The following is a 15,295-nucleotide window of genomic DNA, read 5'->3' on the forward strand; positions in this document are numbered from 1 at the left end:
CCCCGGGGGGTATAGTGGCAAAAGCTCCACTGCGGGCAGGGCCGACGTGGTGCTGCAGAGGCTCGGGGTGGTCCAGGCCCTGGCCTGGGTCCGACGCGAACGTGATGAGGAGGATGCAATGGCGGGATACATGAACGATAAACAGCGGGTCATCACGCGCCTGCGCCGCATCGAAGGGCAAGTGCGGGCCATCGAATCAATGGTGGAATCGGACACCTACTGCATCGACGTGCTCACCCAGATTGCGGCCTCCACTTCCGCCCTGAAGTCGGTGGCCCTGAACATCTTGGACGACCATATGAACCACTGCGTGCGCGAGGCGGCGCAAAAAGGCGGCGACGAGGCTGATGGAAAGATGCAAGAGGCCTCGGACGCCATAGCCCGCCTGGTCCGCTCCTGAGTTTGTCCGGGCATTGCGCGTCTCTGCTGCGGTCACAGACGACCCCCTTACGCTAGGCGCGTGACGGGGTGATAAGAGTGTACCGCTGCGCGTCTATGCTTATGAGGGACTTAATGCTCAACCGGGAGGGGACCCCGGCTCAGGATTCACCGCCGGTCTTGCGGGGGATGATGTAAGGTGGTGCGAATGGCTAAACATGCTCCTCATGGCGTGCATGAGGCGAAGCATGTCCCGAGCAAGTCGCGCAAGCGCAAACATGGTGCCACGCGGGATATTCCCCAGCATGAGGAAGAGCCGAAAGCCTTAACGACGCCGGAGCAGGCGGGTCAAGTCGACAAAGCAAGCCAGGCCGCTCAGTCCGGCTGCACCCCCAGAATGGTTTCATCCTTGCCTGTGGTGGCGCCCCCGGACGCCCTGTCCGCTGTTGTTCCTGGAGTTACTCCTGCGTTGGCGGCTACCGGGTCCGCTTCCTCCGCGCCCGGCTCTTACCCCGATTTTTCCGGCCAAGCGGTTACGGCATCCGCCAATCCCGCCTCAGCCCCTTCTTTTGGCGCTCCCGACTTTCAGCCCGAATTCGACGCAGGAGCAGCCGCCTCCGTCGGACCCACTGGCGAATCACCGGCCCCTTGGCAGCCGCAAGCATCCTGGACACCGGAGCCGGCGTCCACTGCGATTCCTTCGCTCACGGCCCCCGAGCTGACGAACTTGCCGGACGACCTGGCCTTTTCGATGCCGGCATCCCCGCAAGCGCCTCTGAGGGCTCCGCTCGCTTCCCCCATGCCACCCGACCTGGCCCCGGGCCCCACTGAGTCAGCAGCCGCAGCCCCGCCGTCCCTTGATCGGTCATTCGAGGCGCGATACGACGCCCAGCGCGCAGCGCTTTCGCGACCATTCCCCGACTCCCCAGCCCCCGCTCCTGCCGGAGATTCGCCTACTCCCTCTTCGTCCGTCCCTGCTTCCGCGGCACCTTCCGCTTCCGCAGCCTCCATGTCGGTCCCGGGCGCGCGCCCGCCGGTCAGCTCCGGCTTAAGCAAAGCCTCCCACCGGGCAGGTCGGCGTCCGAAGATGGACTGGTCGGTGCTGGTGGCGGTGGCGCTTGTCTGCATGTTCGCATTGGGCTATGCCCTCTACAGCGGCAGCATGTTCATGCAGAACCACAACGACCACGAATCCACTCAATCGGTAGATAAGTACGACCAGGCGGTGCGCAAGCTCAGCCCCAAGCAAATCAAGGCGATCCGTGCCGACATCAGGCGCTACGATGGCAACCTGCGCGCCGGAGGACCCTTGGACCCCTTCTCCGGCAAACCAGTCAATTCCCAGGAAGCTGGCAAGGTGGAGGACTACACCAAGATTCTAGGCAAGGTCAGCCCGGACATGGTGGGCTACCTGAGCGTGCCCAAGGCCAAGTTCGCCGGTCCGATCTACTACGGCGACGTCAACAGCACGCTCACCCGAGGGGTGGGCTACCTGGACCAGACCGCCATCCCCGCGGACGTCAAGGGCACGCGCTCGGTCTTGTATGGACACACTGGTTTGGATGATATGCACGTGTTCGACGACCTGTACCGGGTGCGCAAGGGCGATACCTTCTCCGTGCGCGTACTGGATGCCACCTACCATTACAAGGTCTCCGACATCAGCACGGTCAAGCCTACCGAGACCGACTCCCTGCGTCCCCAGAAGGACAAGACGATCGTGACCCTGCTGACCTGCACGCCCAAGGGCGTCAACGACCACCGGCTCTTGGTCTCTGGGCAGTTGACCGATGTGACCACCGACAAGCCCAAGCTCAATCACACGATTTCGCCCCTGATGCTGATCGTCACTGCCATACCGCTGGCCCTGGCGGTGGTGGGCGCGGCTTATGTGGCCCTGCGCCGCCAGCAGCTGCGCGGGGGCTCCAGCGCTGGCTTGAAACCGGGCGGCGGCCAAGGTTTGGGGGCGGTATGAGCGAGCATAGCGGCAAGGGGCGTGCGGGCGCCAGCAAGGACCAGTCCAGGCTGAGGTCAAGTCGCGCCCAGGGGGCGCGGCGGGAGGTGGTGAAACCCGGTCGGCCCGGGCACGCTGGTAGGAGCATCAAGTGGCGGTCCATGGTCGACTTGCTGATTTTCCTGATCGGGCTGGGCATCTTCATGTACCCGCTGGTGGCCGCCTATGTCAATTACCAGTCCGCTTCCAGCGCGATTGACAACTACGACTCGATCGTCGAGCGCCTGACCCCGGCTGAAAAAGCGGAGATGTGGGCGCAGGCCAAGCGCTACGACGAGGAGTTGGGCAAGCCTACCCTGCGAGACCCCTTTAAGTATCACAAGCTCAAGTACCCTGTCAACCTCTACAACCGCACGCTCAACGTGGACGGCAAGGGCATGATGGCGTACGTGGAGATTCCGAAAATCTCGGTCAAGCTCCCTGTCTACCACGGCACCAGCGACGACGTCTTGCTCAAGGGCACCGGCCACATCGCCACGACCCACATTCCGACCGATAACAAGACCTTGCACGGTGTGATCACCGGCCACACGGGCGCGGTGGGTCATATCTTCTTCGACAACCTGACGCAGATGAAGAAGGGCGATGTCTTCCAGGTGCGCGTCCTGGACCACCACTTGTCTTACAAAATCGACCAGATTCGTGTGATCATGCCCAACGACGTGCACAACCTGCAGCCGGTGGAGGGCCGCAACTACGTGACCCTGCTGACGTGCACCCCCTACGGCATCAACTCCCACCGTCTGATTGTGCGCGGCCGTTATATAGGTGACAACATCCCCGGCACCCCGCCTCAGGGGGCGCCTAAGTGGGTGCTCTGGATCTTCCTGCTGGCCCTGCTGATCACCGCGCTCCTGATGCATCTGGTCACTCGGAAGCGGCGGCAGTGCCGAATCGCTATCGCCTTAATCCATCGCAATTACGGGCTGGGCCCGGGCGGCGATCCAGGCTTGGCTGGCGGCTTGCCAGGGCCTGGCTCCCCAGGGTCGGCGTTCATCGGTCCGGCCGGCGTCGCCCCGGCTGGTGGCCAAATGCCCAGGGCCCCGGCCGGCCCCGCATCACTGGCTAGATCATCCTTGCCTGCGGGAGGGTGGGACGATGCTTCCGGGCCGGGAGCCCCTGGTTCGCGCATGGACCAGGGCTTCTGACCGGGCTCAGGCCGCACGGGCCGCTATAGTATGGTGAGATATATCTGGGTGGGCGGGCCGGTAGTCCTGCCCGCTGCCGCTTCGTGGGGCAAGGGGTGTAGTTCAGATGATATGGAACGAGCAAACGGGCCGGGAGGGGGAACCAACTGTGACCGGCGCGGAAGGCGGGCAAGAGGAGCGCAGGGCCGCCGATGCGTTCGTGGCCCGTGCCGCCGCCGTCGCTTTTGCCGTCAACCGTCACCATCCCGGTTCGGGCCGACGCAGGTCCAGCGATGGTGAGGAACAGCCTTCGTATCTGGAAGTGCCCAGGCTCAAGCTCCAGCAGGTCGATGCGGAGCCGCAGCAAGAGTCCCAGTGGTCCGGCGCTGTCCCTGATGATTCCAACCCGGCTCTCGGCCTGTATGGCTCCTACCCCGAGACTCAGCGGCCTGCGTCGCCCGGCACTGTGCCTCGTGTGAGCCCGGAGCCCTACGCCCCGGCTGTTCCTCCCGACCTGGATGTTCCTGTGACAGCTGCGCCGCTGAACCCAGCGTCAACCCAGCTGACGTTGACGGAAGACAGCCCTTGGCGGCCCAGCCCCGTTCCGGTGGTTCCCCCAACGCCTACTGTTTCCCCCGTCCGCGCGCCCTCCTTCCCCAGGCAGGCATACAACCCTTACAGCGCTCAGAGTGTTCAGAGCGCGCCTGTGTCCCCCGTTCAGCCCTCCTTCGGCGCTACGGCCCCGCTGGCCCCGTCTTCGCGGTCCATCCCGGAGCAGTCTGCGGGCCAAGCTCAGACACCTGTGTCGGCGATCAATTCCGCGTATTCGTCTATGGAAGCCCCTCAAACCATGCCATTCACTTCATCCACTCCGTCTGATTCTCCTTTGGGTAGTCAGACCGCCGCCATCGGTTCCGGCGCCCCAGCCCAGCGGCAGAGGCAAAAGCCGGAGCAAGAGCGCAATCAGTCAGCCGTCTCCAAGCCTTCAGGCCGCAAGCGGGGCGGCGCCAGCGTGCCCAAGGGCCGGCATACGCCCGTCTGGAGCCGGAAGCGCCCCAGCGACATCAAGGCCTTGCGAGCGAGGGAGAGGCGCCTGACCGTGCTCTGGTGGATTCTGGCTGCCCTGGCCCTCTTCTTCGCTTGGGCGTCCTTCGGCCTCATGATGCGAATCGGCTTCCTGCCTACTTTCGACCTGGGCTACTCCTGGTTCGACTCCCACATCGCCTTCTTCTTCGGCATCAGTCCCAGCAATTAGCCCAGGGATTAGGCTGGCCCGTCGCCGGCCCTGACTTAGCCGGCCGGGCGTTTCCCCGCCCGGGCCCGCCTCGGCGAAGCCTCTACTCGCAAGTGAAGGACGCGGTGCAGAGGCAGCTTGGCCATACGTCGGCGGCGATGACGTTGGACGTGTACGCTGACCTCTTCGATGACGACCTGGATTCGGTCGGCGAGTCCATGAATGACCTGCTGTTGGAAAGTGCGCTCAAAGTGCGCTCAAAAACAATTAGGAGCGCTGCGTAGTTTGCCGCAATCCTAATGATTCCAGGGGTTTTTGTAGGGGGGAAAGAGTGCGAACGGAGGGAGTTGAACCCTCACGAGCATGAGCTCACTGCCACCTGAAGACAGCGCGTCTACCATTCCGCCACGTTCGCAAGCAATCAGTAAATTTACCACGCCTCTCCACAGCGCGCAAGCCTGCCAGAACTCGGCCGTGTCGCGCCGGCTGCTCCCGGCGACTGCCCGGCCCAAACCCCGCAGGAGGTCGCTTTCGCTGCGGGCTTTCAGGCGCTGGGATCATGGGCGTTGGCTGTTGGCGCGGTCGTAGCGGCCCTCAGCCTTTGGAGCCGTGAGCGTAGAAGCGGGCAAGGGTTTCGCGCTTGTAGTCGTCGAAGTAGCCGCCGTCGATCGAGGCGCGGATTTCATCCAGGAGCCGCACGAAGAAACGCTCATTGTGGATGCTGGCCAGGGTCAGGCCGTTGAGCTCGTGCGCATGCAAGAGGTGGCAGATGTAGGCCCGCGTGTAGTGAGTGCAGGTGTAGCAGTCGCAGTCTGATTCGATGGGCCGGAAGTCGTGGCGCATGCAGGCGCGCATGATGTTCCAGCGTCCGTCCCGGGTGAACACAGCGCCGTTGCGCCCGCAGCGGGCGGGGGAGACGCAGTCGAAGGTGTCACCACCGTTCTCGACCCCGGCGAAGATGTCGTCCACGGCCGCGATGCCGAGCACGTGCCTGGGGCGCTCCTCCGGCATTTCGTCGCAGATCCAGGCGCAGGTCTGTCCCAGCAGCCGCTTCTCGATGGCGCCCCCGATGCCCACCCCGTCGAAGGGGAGCGAGGCGATTTGCCCGGCCGCCCTCCGCCGCAGGTCCTCATAGTTGGCCCCCTGCACCACCCCAAAGAGCGCCTGGTACGGCTTATCGGCGCGGACCTCGGTCAGTCGCTCGTGCTCGGCTACGCATCGTTGGGCCCAGCGGTAGGTGCGCTCAACGGATTCCTCCTGGTATGAGCGGGTGTTCATCAGCGTGGTCAGCTCGTCGAAGGAGAACATGACGTCAGCGCCGATTTTATGCTGGATTCCCATGGAGATTTCGGCGGAGAACCGGTGGAGGTTGCCGTTCAAAGGCGATTTGAAAGTCACGCCATCCTCGTCCACGAAGGCCCGCCGCTCCTTTCCGTCGGCGATTACCTGGTCGGATTTCAAACCGGTCACATCCATGGCCAGGGTCTTTTTGAATCCAGCACCCAGCGAAAGCACCTGGAAACCGCCGGAGTCGGTGAACGTTGGGCCCGACCAGTTCATAAAGCGCCCGAGTCCGCCGGCCTCATCAAGCACGTCCTCGCCTGGTCGTTCGAACAGGTGGAATGCATTCGACAGCAGAGCCTGCGCTCCCAGGTCCTTCATCTGCTCGGGGGGGATGCCTTTCATCGCCGCCTGGGTGGCCACAGGTATGAAGGCGGGTGTGCGGATGTCGCCGTGTGGCGTGTGAATGATGCCTGTTCGCCCGTAGCGTGCCCCGTCACGTCCGAGCCCGTCGGCGGTGGGGGATAGGCGCTGCGTGGTTTCAAAGCCAAAGGTCCCTGGATTGCTGCTATAGCTCATGTCCAACCACTCTACCGAGGCCCCGGTAGGAGGCTCTGATTCGCTGTGCCGTATCCGCTTTCGGTGAATACATGGCAGGACCGATGACGGCTTCCAGTTGGTATTCAGACAACAATCAGATTGATTGTCTGTACTGTAAGCACAGTGCAAAAGTTGCCCCTGTGGTGGCCGAGGCAAGTATAATCAACCCGGATTGAACAATAATGGGTGAGGGTCCCGGTTCGGCAGGCGGATCGCAAGCTAGCGTGAAGGAGCATCGATGGCGGACGACAATAACATCAACCCCTGGCAGGGTCAGGATGATCAGTCTTGGCAACCCAGCCATATCGAAGAGGGAAAGACCGTGGCCTCCGAGTCCGCTGATTCAAACGATTCAGACAGTCACAATGATTGGCATCAGTCAGGCCAGGATGCTGATGCCAAGGGGGAGACCACTCGCATCGAGCCAACCCAGCCAGTCCTCCCGGTGACTGAACCCCAGCCGACTGCGCCGGTGGAGGGGCAGCCTCTGCCCTCTGGTGCTCCGGCAGCATCCGGACCCGGTCAGCAGGTCCCTGCCTATCGTCCAGCTCCCCTGTATGGTGCTTATGCGCCTGCCGGCCAGCAGGCTCAGCCCCAGCAGAATCAGGGGCAGCCACAGCCGGAGACCGGCCAGGACTCGGGTCAAGCGGACCAAGCTCAGAATAAAGGCTTCATCTTCGGTCAGCGGCCCCCGGCGGGCCAGCCTCAGCAGCCAAACGGTTACGGTGCTCCCAACGCTCCCAACCCTTCCGGCCCATACCCGCCGGTTGGCGGCCAACCAGGTCAGTTCCAGCCTGGAGGGGCTCGCCCTCTCGCCCCACAGCCGACGCCGGGCCAGCCGCGGTATGTCCTGACTGCGGTCATAGCCGCGGTCGTCGCCGCCGCTTTGATGCTGGCCCTAGGTTGGGCCGCCATCACCAACGGTTGGGTCTCGGTGCCTAACGCTTCCTCCCTGGGCGCGGTCTCCTCCGACACCTCTGGACAGGGATCGGCCAAGGTGCCGGATGGCAAAGCCCCCGATTGGCAAGCCGTGGCCAAGACGGTGTCGACTTCCGTGGTCTCCATCCAGGTGCAGGTCAATGACAGCGTGGGTGCCGGGTCCGGAGCGATTCTGGATGAGCAAGGTCATATCGTGACCAACAACCACGTGGTCTCGGGCGCCCAGAAAATCCAGGTGACGCTGGCTAATGGGCAAATTTACTCGGCTCAGGTGGTGGGTACCGATTCCACAGCCGACTTGGCGGTCATCAAGCTGGACAATCCTCCCAAGGATTTGAAGCCGGCTGAATTCGCAGATTCAAGCAAGCTCGCCGTGGGTGAGAACGTCATGGCTATTGGCAACCCGCTGGGTTATGACAACACGGCGACCACCGGTATTGTCTCCGCCCTGGACCGTCCGGTTTCGGTCATGGATGAGTCCGGTGGCACACCCGTGGTCACGAATGCGATTCAGCTCGACGCGGCCATTAACCCAGGCAACTCGGGAGGCCCCACATTCAATGTCGCTGGACAGGTTGTGGGCATCAATTCCTCAATCGCCTCCACTGCCACTTCCAAGTCCCAGGCAGGTTCAATCGGTATCGGTTTCGCCATTCCCTCCAACTTGGCAAAGCGCATCTCGAATGAAATCATCAAGGACGGCAAAGTCAAGCATGTGGCCTTGGGCATCACGATTCAGTCCGGCACCGCCCAAGCGGACGGCGTCACCCGTGGCGGCGCCAAAGTGATGAAAGTGACGTCCGGTTCCCCCGCTGATAAGGCAGGCATTAAGGAAGGCGACGTGATTGTGGCTTTCAATGATCATGCGGTCAACAACAACTATTCGCTGCTAGGCTACGTCCGGGCGGCCGAGTTTGGTTCGCAGGCTAAGATTACGGTGGTGCGTAGCGGAAGGACAATGGATGTGAATGCCACGCTGAACCAGGAGGAGCAGGCCGTCAACGGCACGCCCAAGTCTGATTCCAACGGGCGCAGCAAGAAAAAGCATGACGACTCTAATGGCGGTTCCGATTCGGATGGCTCGAACGGTTCGGACGGTGGCTCCGGCGACGATGATCCCTTCAGTTTCCTCTTCGGCGGACAGTGATTTCAGTGTGGTGACAGGCGGCGGAAGGGCTGCGGGCCGTTGCGGCCAACGATTCTGACCTCTGCGGTTCGCGGGGCGATCAATCCGGGTGGGAATCCGGTTGGTCGCCCCCCCCTTCTTTTCTCGGCGACGGCAAGTGAGGATCGGGTTGATTCTGGGCGAAGTGACAAGGCTGGCATTTGGGGCTCCGTTGCGAAGCTGCTAGTATTGCACACAGATTGTCAGTGTAGGCATGCTCGCTTCCCAGAGTGGTAGCGGCGTGCTTCATTCTGGCATCCCTGGGTAGAGGCTTTGCGAGTAAGGGCTTCAGTGGGGACCAGGGTATGTGGGGTTGAAAGTAGGGGAAAGGTGTGGTATGCGCAAGCATTCACTGAGGATGTGGACCAACGGCAGGGCCTGGTTGGTGGCGATCCTGGCGTTTGCCGTGGCTCTGGCGATGGTGGTTGCGGTTATGCCGTCAGCGCATGCTGATACATCCACATACACAACAGATGATGACTTCCTGCCTGGTGACACGCCCGATTCAACTCATCCAGCGAAGCTGGTCCTTACCAAGCTGCTCACCTCGAAGCCGGGATTCACCGCAACGGGATCCATCCAAGACAAGACCAACTCCAATATGCCCGATAACCAGGTTGGCAAGGGCGTGCCTTTCAAGCTGACCCAGATTACTCCGCCGGGCGGCGCGCATCCCGGAGACATGAAACCCAATCAGGAGAACACCTTCGTTCGCCGCACGGAGTATGTGGGCATGACCGATGATTCTGGTGTTATCCAGAATGGCGGCAGCGGCATAGGTCACTGGCACACAAGAAGCGCGGGAGGTTATACGGACACGACTAGCTTGGCCTCCTTCCCTCATGGCTATTACCTCTTGGAGGAGGTCACAGGGCCAGGCAGCGGCAACCCTTATACCGATCCGTCCAATCCCTTGTTCAACCCCCGATACACTCCAGTCGAGAAGGCGATTTACGATTTGCCTTATCGGTCAACCAACACCACCACCCCAAGCCCTGGTGGCACCCCCACTCCGGTTGAGGGCTTCGTCTATAACCTTCATATCTATCCCAAGAACATCAATGACGCGCAGCTGATCAAGCAAGTCGTCTCGGTCAAGAAACCCAACGGGGCATCCCGCGACAAGAATGTCGCCCAAGTCGGTGACACGGTCACGTGGAAGATAACCCAGAAGCTGTACGACGATAATCACACCACGAGCCCGAATGGTGATGGCAGGCTTGATTTAAGCGAAATACCGGATACCGCCTCGACCGCTGACGCCCTCGCGCTGGTGGATGTATTACCAACCTCGTTGGACCTCGTCTCGGGCAGCGTCCACGTCGCGCTTTCCTGGACGGATAATAACGTTGCCCATCAACCTGTTACGACTGGATTGCCATCCTTCGGCGATATCGGACGTTCGAATATGAGTCGCCCTGTGGCAGGGCATTCCCAAGAGTCGATGGTGGATCCCTCCATGAGGCCTGATACGCAGAAGCAGAATCGCCTGTTGAGCTTCGAGGTAAAAAATGGATCCTCTCTCAAGACCCTTTACGGGAATTACGTGTCCGGCAACACATACACTGATATTCAAGTAGCCATAACCTATGACACTAAAGTGACCGCCGAGGGCGACGGGGACGCCGGACCGATGGGGCTCTTAACGAATGTAGCTGTTTCGGACAACTTGGATAATTCAGGCTCAAACAGCAAACCCTTCAGCGTCGCGGCTTCCGTGGCTTCGCCTGGTTTCCAGTTCGCGAAGACCAATAAGGCCGAAGCGTCCCATGTCCCTCCGATTACACTGGCCGGCGTTCCTGGCGCGGTTTTCCGGCTAACCGACCCCTCCGACCGAACTCAGTTCCTGTGCGACGATGCGGCCTTCCACACCGATACGCAAATCAACTCCTTTGGTGGCCGTGTCAAAGCCATCGAAGCCACGTCCAACGAGAACGGTATCGTCACTTTCACTGGCATCCCGATCGTCGATGATACGGCCAATGCGGTTTACAGCGATGCATCCAAGTTGAAGTTCGGCATGGTGGAGTACAAGAAACCCCAGTACTGCACCGCTAACTGCAACACGCCCTCCCCGACGATGACCGACTATCTTGCCCCGTCGGCTAACTTCAAGACCGTTGATTTCTCTAGTCTGAGCGGTAAGCCGATCGCCGACCTGCAAGACACGGAGGTCAAGCCGGACGTAAGCAAGCTGGATTTCAAGGATTATAAGACTCCAAGCATGCCTACAGGCACCACGTCGACATTCAAGAATATGCGCGGTGACGTGATTACCCTGGGCCTGACTAACTGGCAGCAGGATCAAACTGATCCGGCTAAGGTCGGAGCGTTGCCTCTGACTGGCGGCCGGGGCATCCTCCTGATGCTGATCATTGGCCTAATCATCATGGTCATTGGTCTGGTTGTCTCCAAGCAGCGAGAACGCCGCATGGCCGCCAGGGGAGCTTACTAGGCCTGACGTTTACCCGAATGCAATCTAAGCCGTTTCCGCCCCCAGGAAGCGGCTTTTTCCATTTTCCAGCGTTCCAGTCCGTGATAATCCCAAACCGCTGAACAACGATGCAAACGCTTCCGAAGAGAGTCACAAGCAATGGATCCCAAATCGGTGTTGATGGGGAATAATCGATTCAGAACGATATGAACCGATCAACAATGACATGAGTCGTTCCGAAATGGGACTGACTGTGAGGAATGGTTTTAGGCCAAATTAAACGATAAGTAGTGAAGCGAATCGGTTGCCTATCGCGATACATGGGTGCAAATCGGTTGAGTCGGTTGGGAGTTGAGGGTGTTTCGTGGGGGAGGAGGGCTTGCCGCACGGCAGCGGATGGGGAAGGTGCATAATGGGAATCGTCGTTGGGTTGTCGGGCGTTGAGGCGGCCGACAACTTCTTTATATGCGGCGGATTCGGCCTTGGGCGCAACCATGTATATGACCGTGGGGTTTGCGGCGCGTTGGAGGAATTATGAAAGAAGGCTGGGCGTTTGCCAAACGAGTGCCGCTGTTGTTGGCCACCATTGCCTGCGGAGTGGCCATGGGGTTGCTGTGGCATGCCCACCAGCCTGTGGCCCTCTGGATTGTGACCATACTGGTTGCCGTGACCCTGGTGGATACCCTGCGAGGCATGATAGACGACGTGCGCCACGGGCATGTGGGTGTGGATATCCTAGCCGTGGTGGCCATTCTCTCCACCGTGGCCGTCAAGGAGTACTGGGCAGCCTGGGCCGTGGTGCTCATGGTCTACTCGGGAGCGGCGATTGAGCAATACGCGCAGGGCAAGGCATCCTCCAACCTGACGGCCTTGGTCTCGGCCGCCCCCCAGCTGGCGCACATCGTCAACGGATCGCAAGGCAAGGCGGCGGACCTGGCCCGCTCTGGCGGCAAATTGCAGGAGGCCGATTGGTCCACCAAAACCGTGGACCAAGTGCAGCTGGGAGATGTGCTGGTCGTCAAACCAGGGGAGACCGTGCCCGTCGATGGCGAACTGATATCACCCTCCGCCACACTTGACCTGTCCAACATCAACGGCGAACCCGTGCCCAGGCAGATGTTCGCTTCAGCCCGACTCATGTCCGGTGCGGTCAACGGCTCCGGCACCTTCCTCATGGAAGCCACCCAGCTTTCGCGCGACTCCCAATACCAACGGATTCTGGAGCTGGTGCGCTCCGCCCAGTCCTCCCGAGCGGCCGTGGTCCGAACTGCAGACTTGCTGGCTGTGCCTTTCACCGTGCTAGCCTTCATCATCGCAGGCGTGGCATGGATTGTGTCCGGCGTGCCCACCCGCTTCGCCCAAGTGCTCGTGCTGGCCACTCCCTGCCCGCTGCTGATCGCCGCGCCAGTGGCTTATATGGCCGGTTCAGGCCGGCTGGCCAAGGCAGGAGTCCTGATTAAGACGCAAGACGTGATCGAGAATCTGGGCAGGGTGTCCCATATTTTCTTCGACAAGACAGGCACGCTGACCGTCAAGCGTCCGCGCGTCACGCACGTGGACAAGCCGGCGGCTGGCGGAGGCGCCCAGGCCACCTTGGACGAGCGCCAGATTTTGGCCATGGCTGGGTCTGTGGAATCCTACTCAGTGCACATCCTGTCCAATGGCATCTCGGCGGCGGGTACGCAAGCCCAGCGGGAGTTGCAAGAGGAGGCCGGAGGCGCGCACTTGAGCTTCCGAGCTGAGGGCGTGTCGGAGGACTCGGGCCAGGGTGTGCGCGGTACAGTGAACGGACACCATGTGCGCGTGGGCCGGTTCGATTACGTATTGGAGACGGGGCAAGGAGGAGGGCCCTCACACCCTTCCAATCATTTCGCCGACTTGGCGGCCGACGAGATGGCCGCCTATGTGTCGATCGATGGACGGCTGGCGGCCCGTATTGTGATGAAGGACGTGCCCCGGGATGATGCGGCGCAAACGGTGCGGCAGCTGCGCAGCATGGGTGTGAACCGGCTTTCCATGCTGACGGGCGACAAGATGGACTCGGCGCGGTTAATCGCCGACCAGGTGGGAATCCAAGACGTGCATGCCGGGCTCTACCCGGAAGGCAAGGCGGAAATCATAGCTGAAGCCGCCAAACTCAACCCGGGCAAACAGCCTTGGTGGGACCCCTGGCTCTCACGCTTCCTGGGCGAATCCGTGACCCAGTCCATTACCATGATGGTGGGAGATGGGGTCAACGATGCGCCGGTGCTGGCCGCAGCGGACGTGGGGCTTGCCATCACCGATGGTACGACGACCGCAGCGTCCGAGTCGGCTCAGGCGGTGATCATGAACGATGACATCGCCTGCGTGCCCCGCTCCATCGCCATCGCTCGCCGCACTAAAAGGGTCATGCTGCAAGCTGTGGTAGCGGGTCTGACTCTGGCCACGGTCGGCATGGTGATGGCCGCCTTCGGCCTGATTCCAGTGGTTATCGGGGCCTTCGCCCAGGAGATTATCGACGTGATTTCGATTCTGTGGGCCCTCACCGCCCTGATCGACAAGGATTGAACGCCGCCAGCCCAGGCACACCCGTGGCGGGGGGTGGGCTTTGCGATAGGGTGGAGGGCATGAACGACAGCATGAATGAGCATGATTCCAACGTGTCCGGGCGACTGAAGGTAGCTGTGATAGGGGCTGGTCCAGCTGGCGTATACGCCTCCGACATCCTCCTGCGTCAACTCAATCAGAAGGGTGACGAACTCGGTTTGGGTGAAGACGCACGTATCGATATCTTCGAGAAGCTGCCAGTGCCCTTCGGCCTGGTCCGCTACGGTGTGGCGCCTGACCACCCCAGCATCAAATACATAGCTGGGGCTCTGGAGAAGACCCTAGCCAACCCCGACCTGCATTTGTACGCGGATGTGGAGTTCGGCAAGGATGTCAGCTTGGGCGAGCTAGAGGAACGGTACGACGCGATTCTGTTCGCCACCGGTGCCGTAGCCGATCGGCCGCTGGAGATTGAGGGGCACGACTTGACGGGGGTGCATGGGGCCGCGCGCTTCGTCGAGTGGTACGACGGTTACCCGACCGCCCCGCGCGACTGGCCCCTGCAGGCCCAGCAGGTGGCCGTAATCGGCGGGGGAAACGTGGCTATGGATGTGGCGCGGATGCTGATGCGCCGTGCCGACGACCTGCTGCCTACCGACATTCCCGGTAATGTGTACGAGGGGGTCAAGGCGAACAAGGCCCGCGAGCTGCATATGTTCATCCGGCGCGGGCCTGCTCAGGCCAAGTTCGCCGTGCAGGAGCTGCGCGAGCTTGAGAAGCTGCCTGGTGTGCAGATAGTGATTGACGAAGATGATTTTGAATTGGACGACGCAACCATCGAAAAAGCGGGCGACGATAAGCTGACCCGGCAGATGGTGGGCGAGCTCTATGCGATTCGCGACATGGCCGAGGAGATGGCGGCCGGCGGAGGTGTCGATTTCGAAGGGAATCCGGCCGACCGTAAGTACTGCATCCACTTTTATCAGATGCCCGCGGCCATCATCGGCAAGGACGGCCAAGTGGCTGGCATACGGGTGGAGCACACGCGCGTGAATCCGGATGGGGTTATGAGCGAGACTGGGCGCTACAGCGAATACCCGGTCCAGGCGGTCTACCATGCGATTGGTTACAAGCCCGCCGAGGTGGCCGGCATCCCCTATGACTTCAACGCTTACACGCTGGCCAACCAAGGTGGCCGGGTCTGCACGGCTCCGGCTAGTGAGGGAGGCGAGCCAATCGCCCGCCTCTACGCCACGGGGTGGGCCAAGCGCGGACCGGTCGGGCTGATCGGCTCCACTAAGTCCGACGCTCTGGAGACCGTGTCGAACATGTTGGCCGACTTGTCCACCAGCCCTAACCACGGCCGTCTGGCGCCCGACCGTGATGAGGACTCAATCGACCAGCTGCTGGCCGCCAAGGGCGTGCGCCCCATCGACTTCGCTGGCTGGAAGAAGGTCGACGCCTATGAGCGCGCCGAGGGCGCTAAAGCCGGCCGCGAACACATCAAGGTCACCGATCCCGACCTCCTCCGCCACCTGGCCCTGGACTGATCACTCGGCGCTCCTGCAAGCGCCTTGCAAGCCATTGCTGGCAT

At 61.5% G+C, this 15,295-nt stretch carries 10 protein-coding genes, 1 tRNA gene and 1 pseudogene; 9 read left to right on the top strand and 3 right to left on the bottom strand.

Annotated elements, in window-relative coordinates; genetic code table 11:
* The first annotated feature begins 118 nt into the window (after positions 1 to 118).
* Positions 119 to 400 carry a metal-sensitive transcriptional regulator gene (locus AB656_RS06065; protein ID WP_033504558.1) on the top strand — a complete coding sequence of 94 codons (282 nt, stop codon included), beginning with the start codon at positions 119 to 121 and terminating at the stop codon, positions 398 to 400.
* Between the two features lie 563 nt (positions 401 to 963).
* Here AB656_RS06065 and AB656_RS07965 read toward each other — a convergent pair.
* Positions 964 to 1,179: a hypothetical protein gene (locus AB656_RS07965; protein ID WP_158336166.1), complete on the bottom strand. Its 216-nt coding sequence runs from the start codon at positions 1,177 to 1,179 to the stop codon at positions 964 to 966.
* Between the two features lie 286 nt (positions 1,180 to 1,465).
* Here AB656_RS07965 and AB656_RS07970 point away from each other — a divergent pair, with 286 nt between their 5' ends.
* The 4 genes and pseudogenes from AB656_RS07970 to AB656_RS07865 all read left to right on the top strand — a co-directional run.
* Positions 1,466 to 2,353, top strand: a complete 888-nt coding sequence (locus tag AB656_RS07970; RefSeq protein ID WP_158336167.1) for a class C sortase — start codon at positions 1,466 to 1,468, stop codon at positions 2,351 to 2,353.
* Positions 2,350 to 3,540: a class C sortase gene (locus AB656_RS06080; RefSeq protein WP_051905513.1), complete on the top strand. Its 1,191-nt coding sequence runs from the start codon at positions 2,350 to 2,352 to the stop codon at positions 3,538 to 3,540. The genes AB656_RS07970 and AB656_RS06080 overlap by 4 nt, the downstream gene beginning before the upstream one ends.
* A gap of 148 nt (positions 3,541 to 3,688) precedes the next feature.
* Positions 3,689 to 4,774 (top strand): hypothetical protein, encoded by a 1,086-nt coding sequence (locus AB656_RS06085; RefSeq protein WP_144418952.1) that lies wholly within the window; start codon positions 3,689 to 3,691, stop codon positions 4,772 to 4,774.
* A gap of 104 nt (positions 4,775 to 4,878) precedes the next feature.
* A pseudogene (locus AB656_RS07865) lies at positions 4,879 to 5,037 on the top strand (tyrosine-type recombinase/integrase); the annotation flags it as partial.
* Positions 5,038 to 5,085: 48 nt separating this feature from the next.
* On the opposite strand, the gene AB656_RS06090 reads toward AB656_RS07865, so the two are convergent.
* A tRNA-Leu gene (locus tag AB656_RS06090) sits at positions 5,086 to 5,168 on the bottom strand.
* 179 nt (positions 5,169 to 5,347) lie between these two features.
* Positions 5,348 to 6,613 carry a tRNA guanosine(34) transglycosylase Tgt gene (gene tgt / locus AB656_RS06095; RefSeq protein WP_033504516.1) on the bottom strand — a complete coding sequence of 422 codons (1,266 nt, stop codon included), beginning with the start codon at positions 6,611 to 6,613 and terminating at the stop codon, positions 5,348 to 5,350.
* Between the two features lie 259 nt (positions 6,614 to 6,872).
* On the opposite strand from tgt, the gene AB656_RS06100 reads away from it, so the two are divergent.
* From AB656_RS06100 to AB656_RS06115, 4 genes are all read left to right on the top strand, one after another.
* Positions 6,873 to 8,720 carry a S1C family serine protease gene (locus tag AB656_RS06100; protein WP_033504515.1) on the top strand — a complete coding sequence of 616 codons (1,848 nt, stop codon included), beginning with the start codon at positions 6,873 to 6,875 and terminating at the stop codon, positions 8,718 to 8,720.
* A 355-nt stretch (positions 8,721 to 9,075) separates the two neighbouring features.
* The gene (locus AB656_RS06105) at positions 9,076 to 11,193 is read left to right on the top strand and encodes an isopeptide-forming domain-containing protein (protein WP_033504514.1); all 2,118 of its coding nucleotides are present in this window, start codon (positions 9,076 to 9,078) and stop codon (positions 11,191 to 11,193) included.
* Positions 11,194 to 11,706: 513 nt separating this feature from the next.
* Positions 11,707 to 13,722, top strand: a complete 2,016-nt coding sequence (locus AB656_RS06110) for a heavy metal translocating P-type ATPase (protein WP_033504513.1) — start codon at positions 11,707 to 11,709, stop codon at positions 13,720 to 13,722.
* Positions 13,723 to 13,781: 59 nt separating this feature from the next.
* Complete coding sequence (locus tag AB656_RS06115) at positions 13,782 to 15,251, top strand: FAD-dependent oxidoreductase (protein ID WP_144418953.1); 1,470 nt, start codon at positions 13,782 to 13,784, stop codon at positions 15,249 to 15,251.
* Positions 15,252 to 15,295 lie beyond the last annotated feature (44 nt).

The organism is Bifidobacterium actinocoloniiforme DSM 22766, from assembly GCF_001263395.1.
Lineage (GTDB): Bacteria > Actinomycetota > Actinomycetes > Actinomycetales > Bifidobacteriaceae > Bombiscardovia > Bombiscardovia actinocoloniiformis.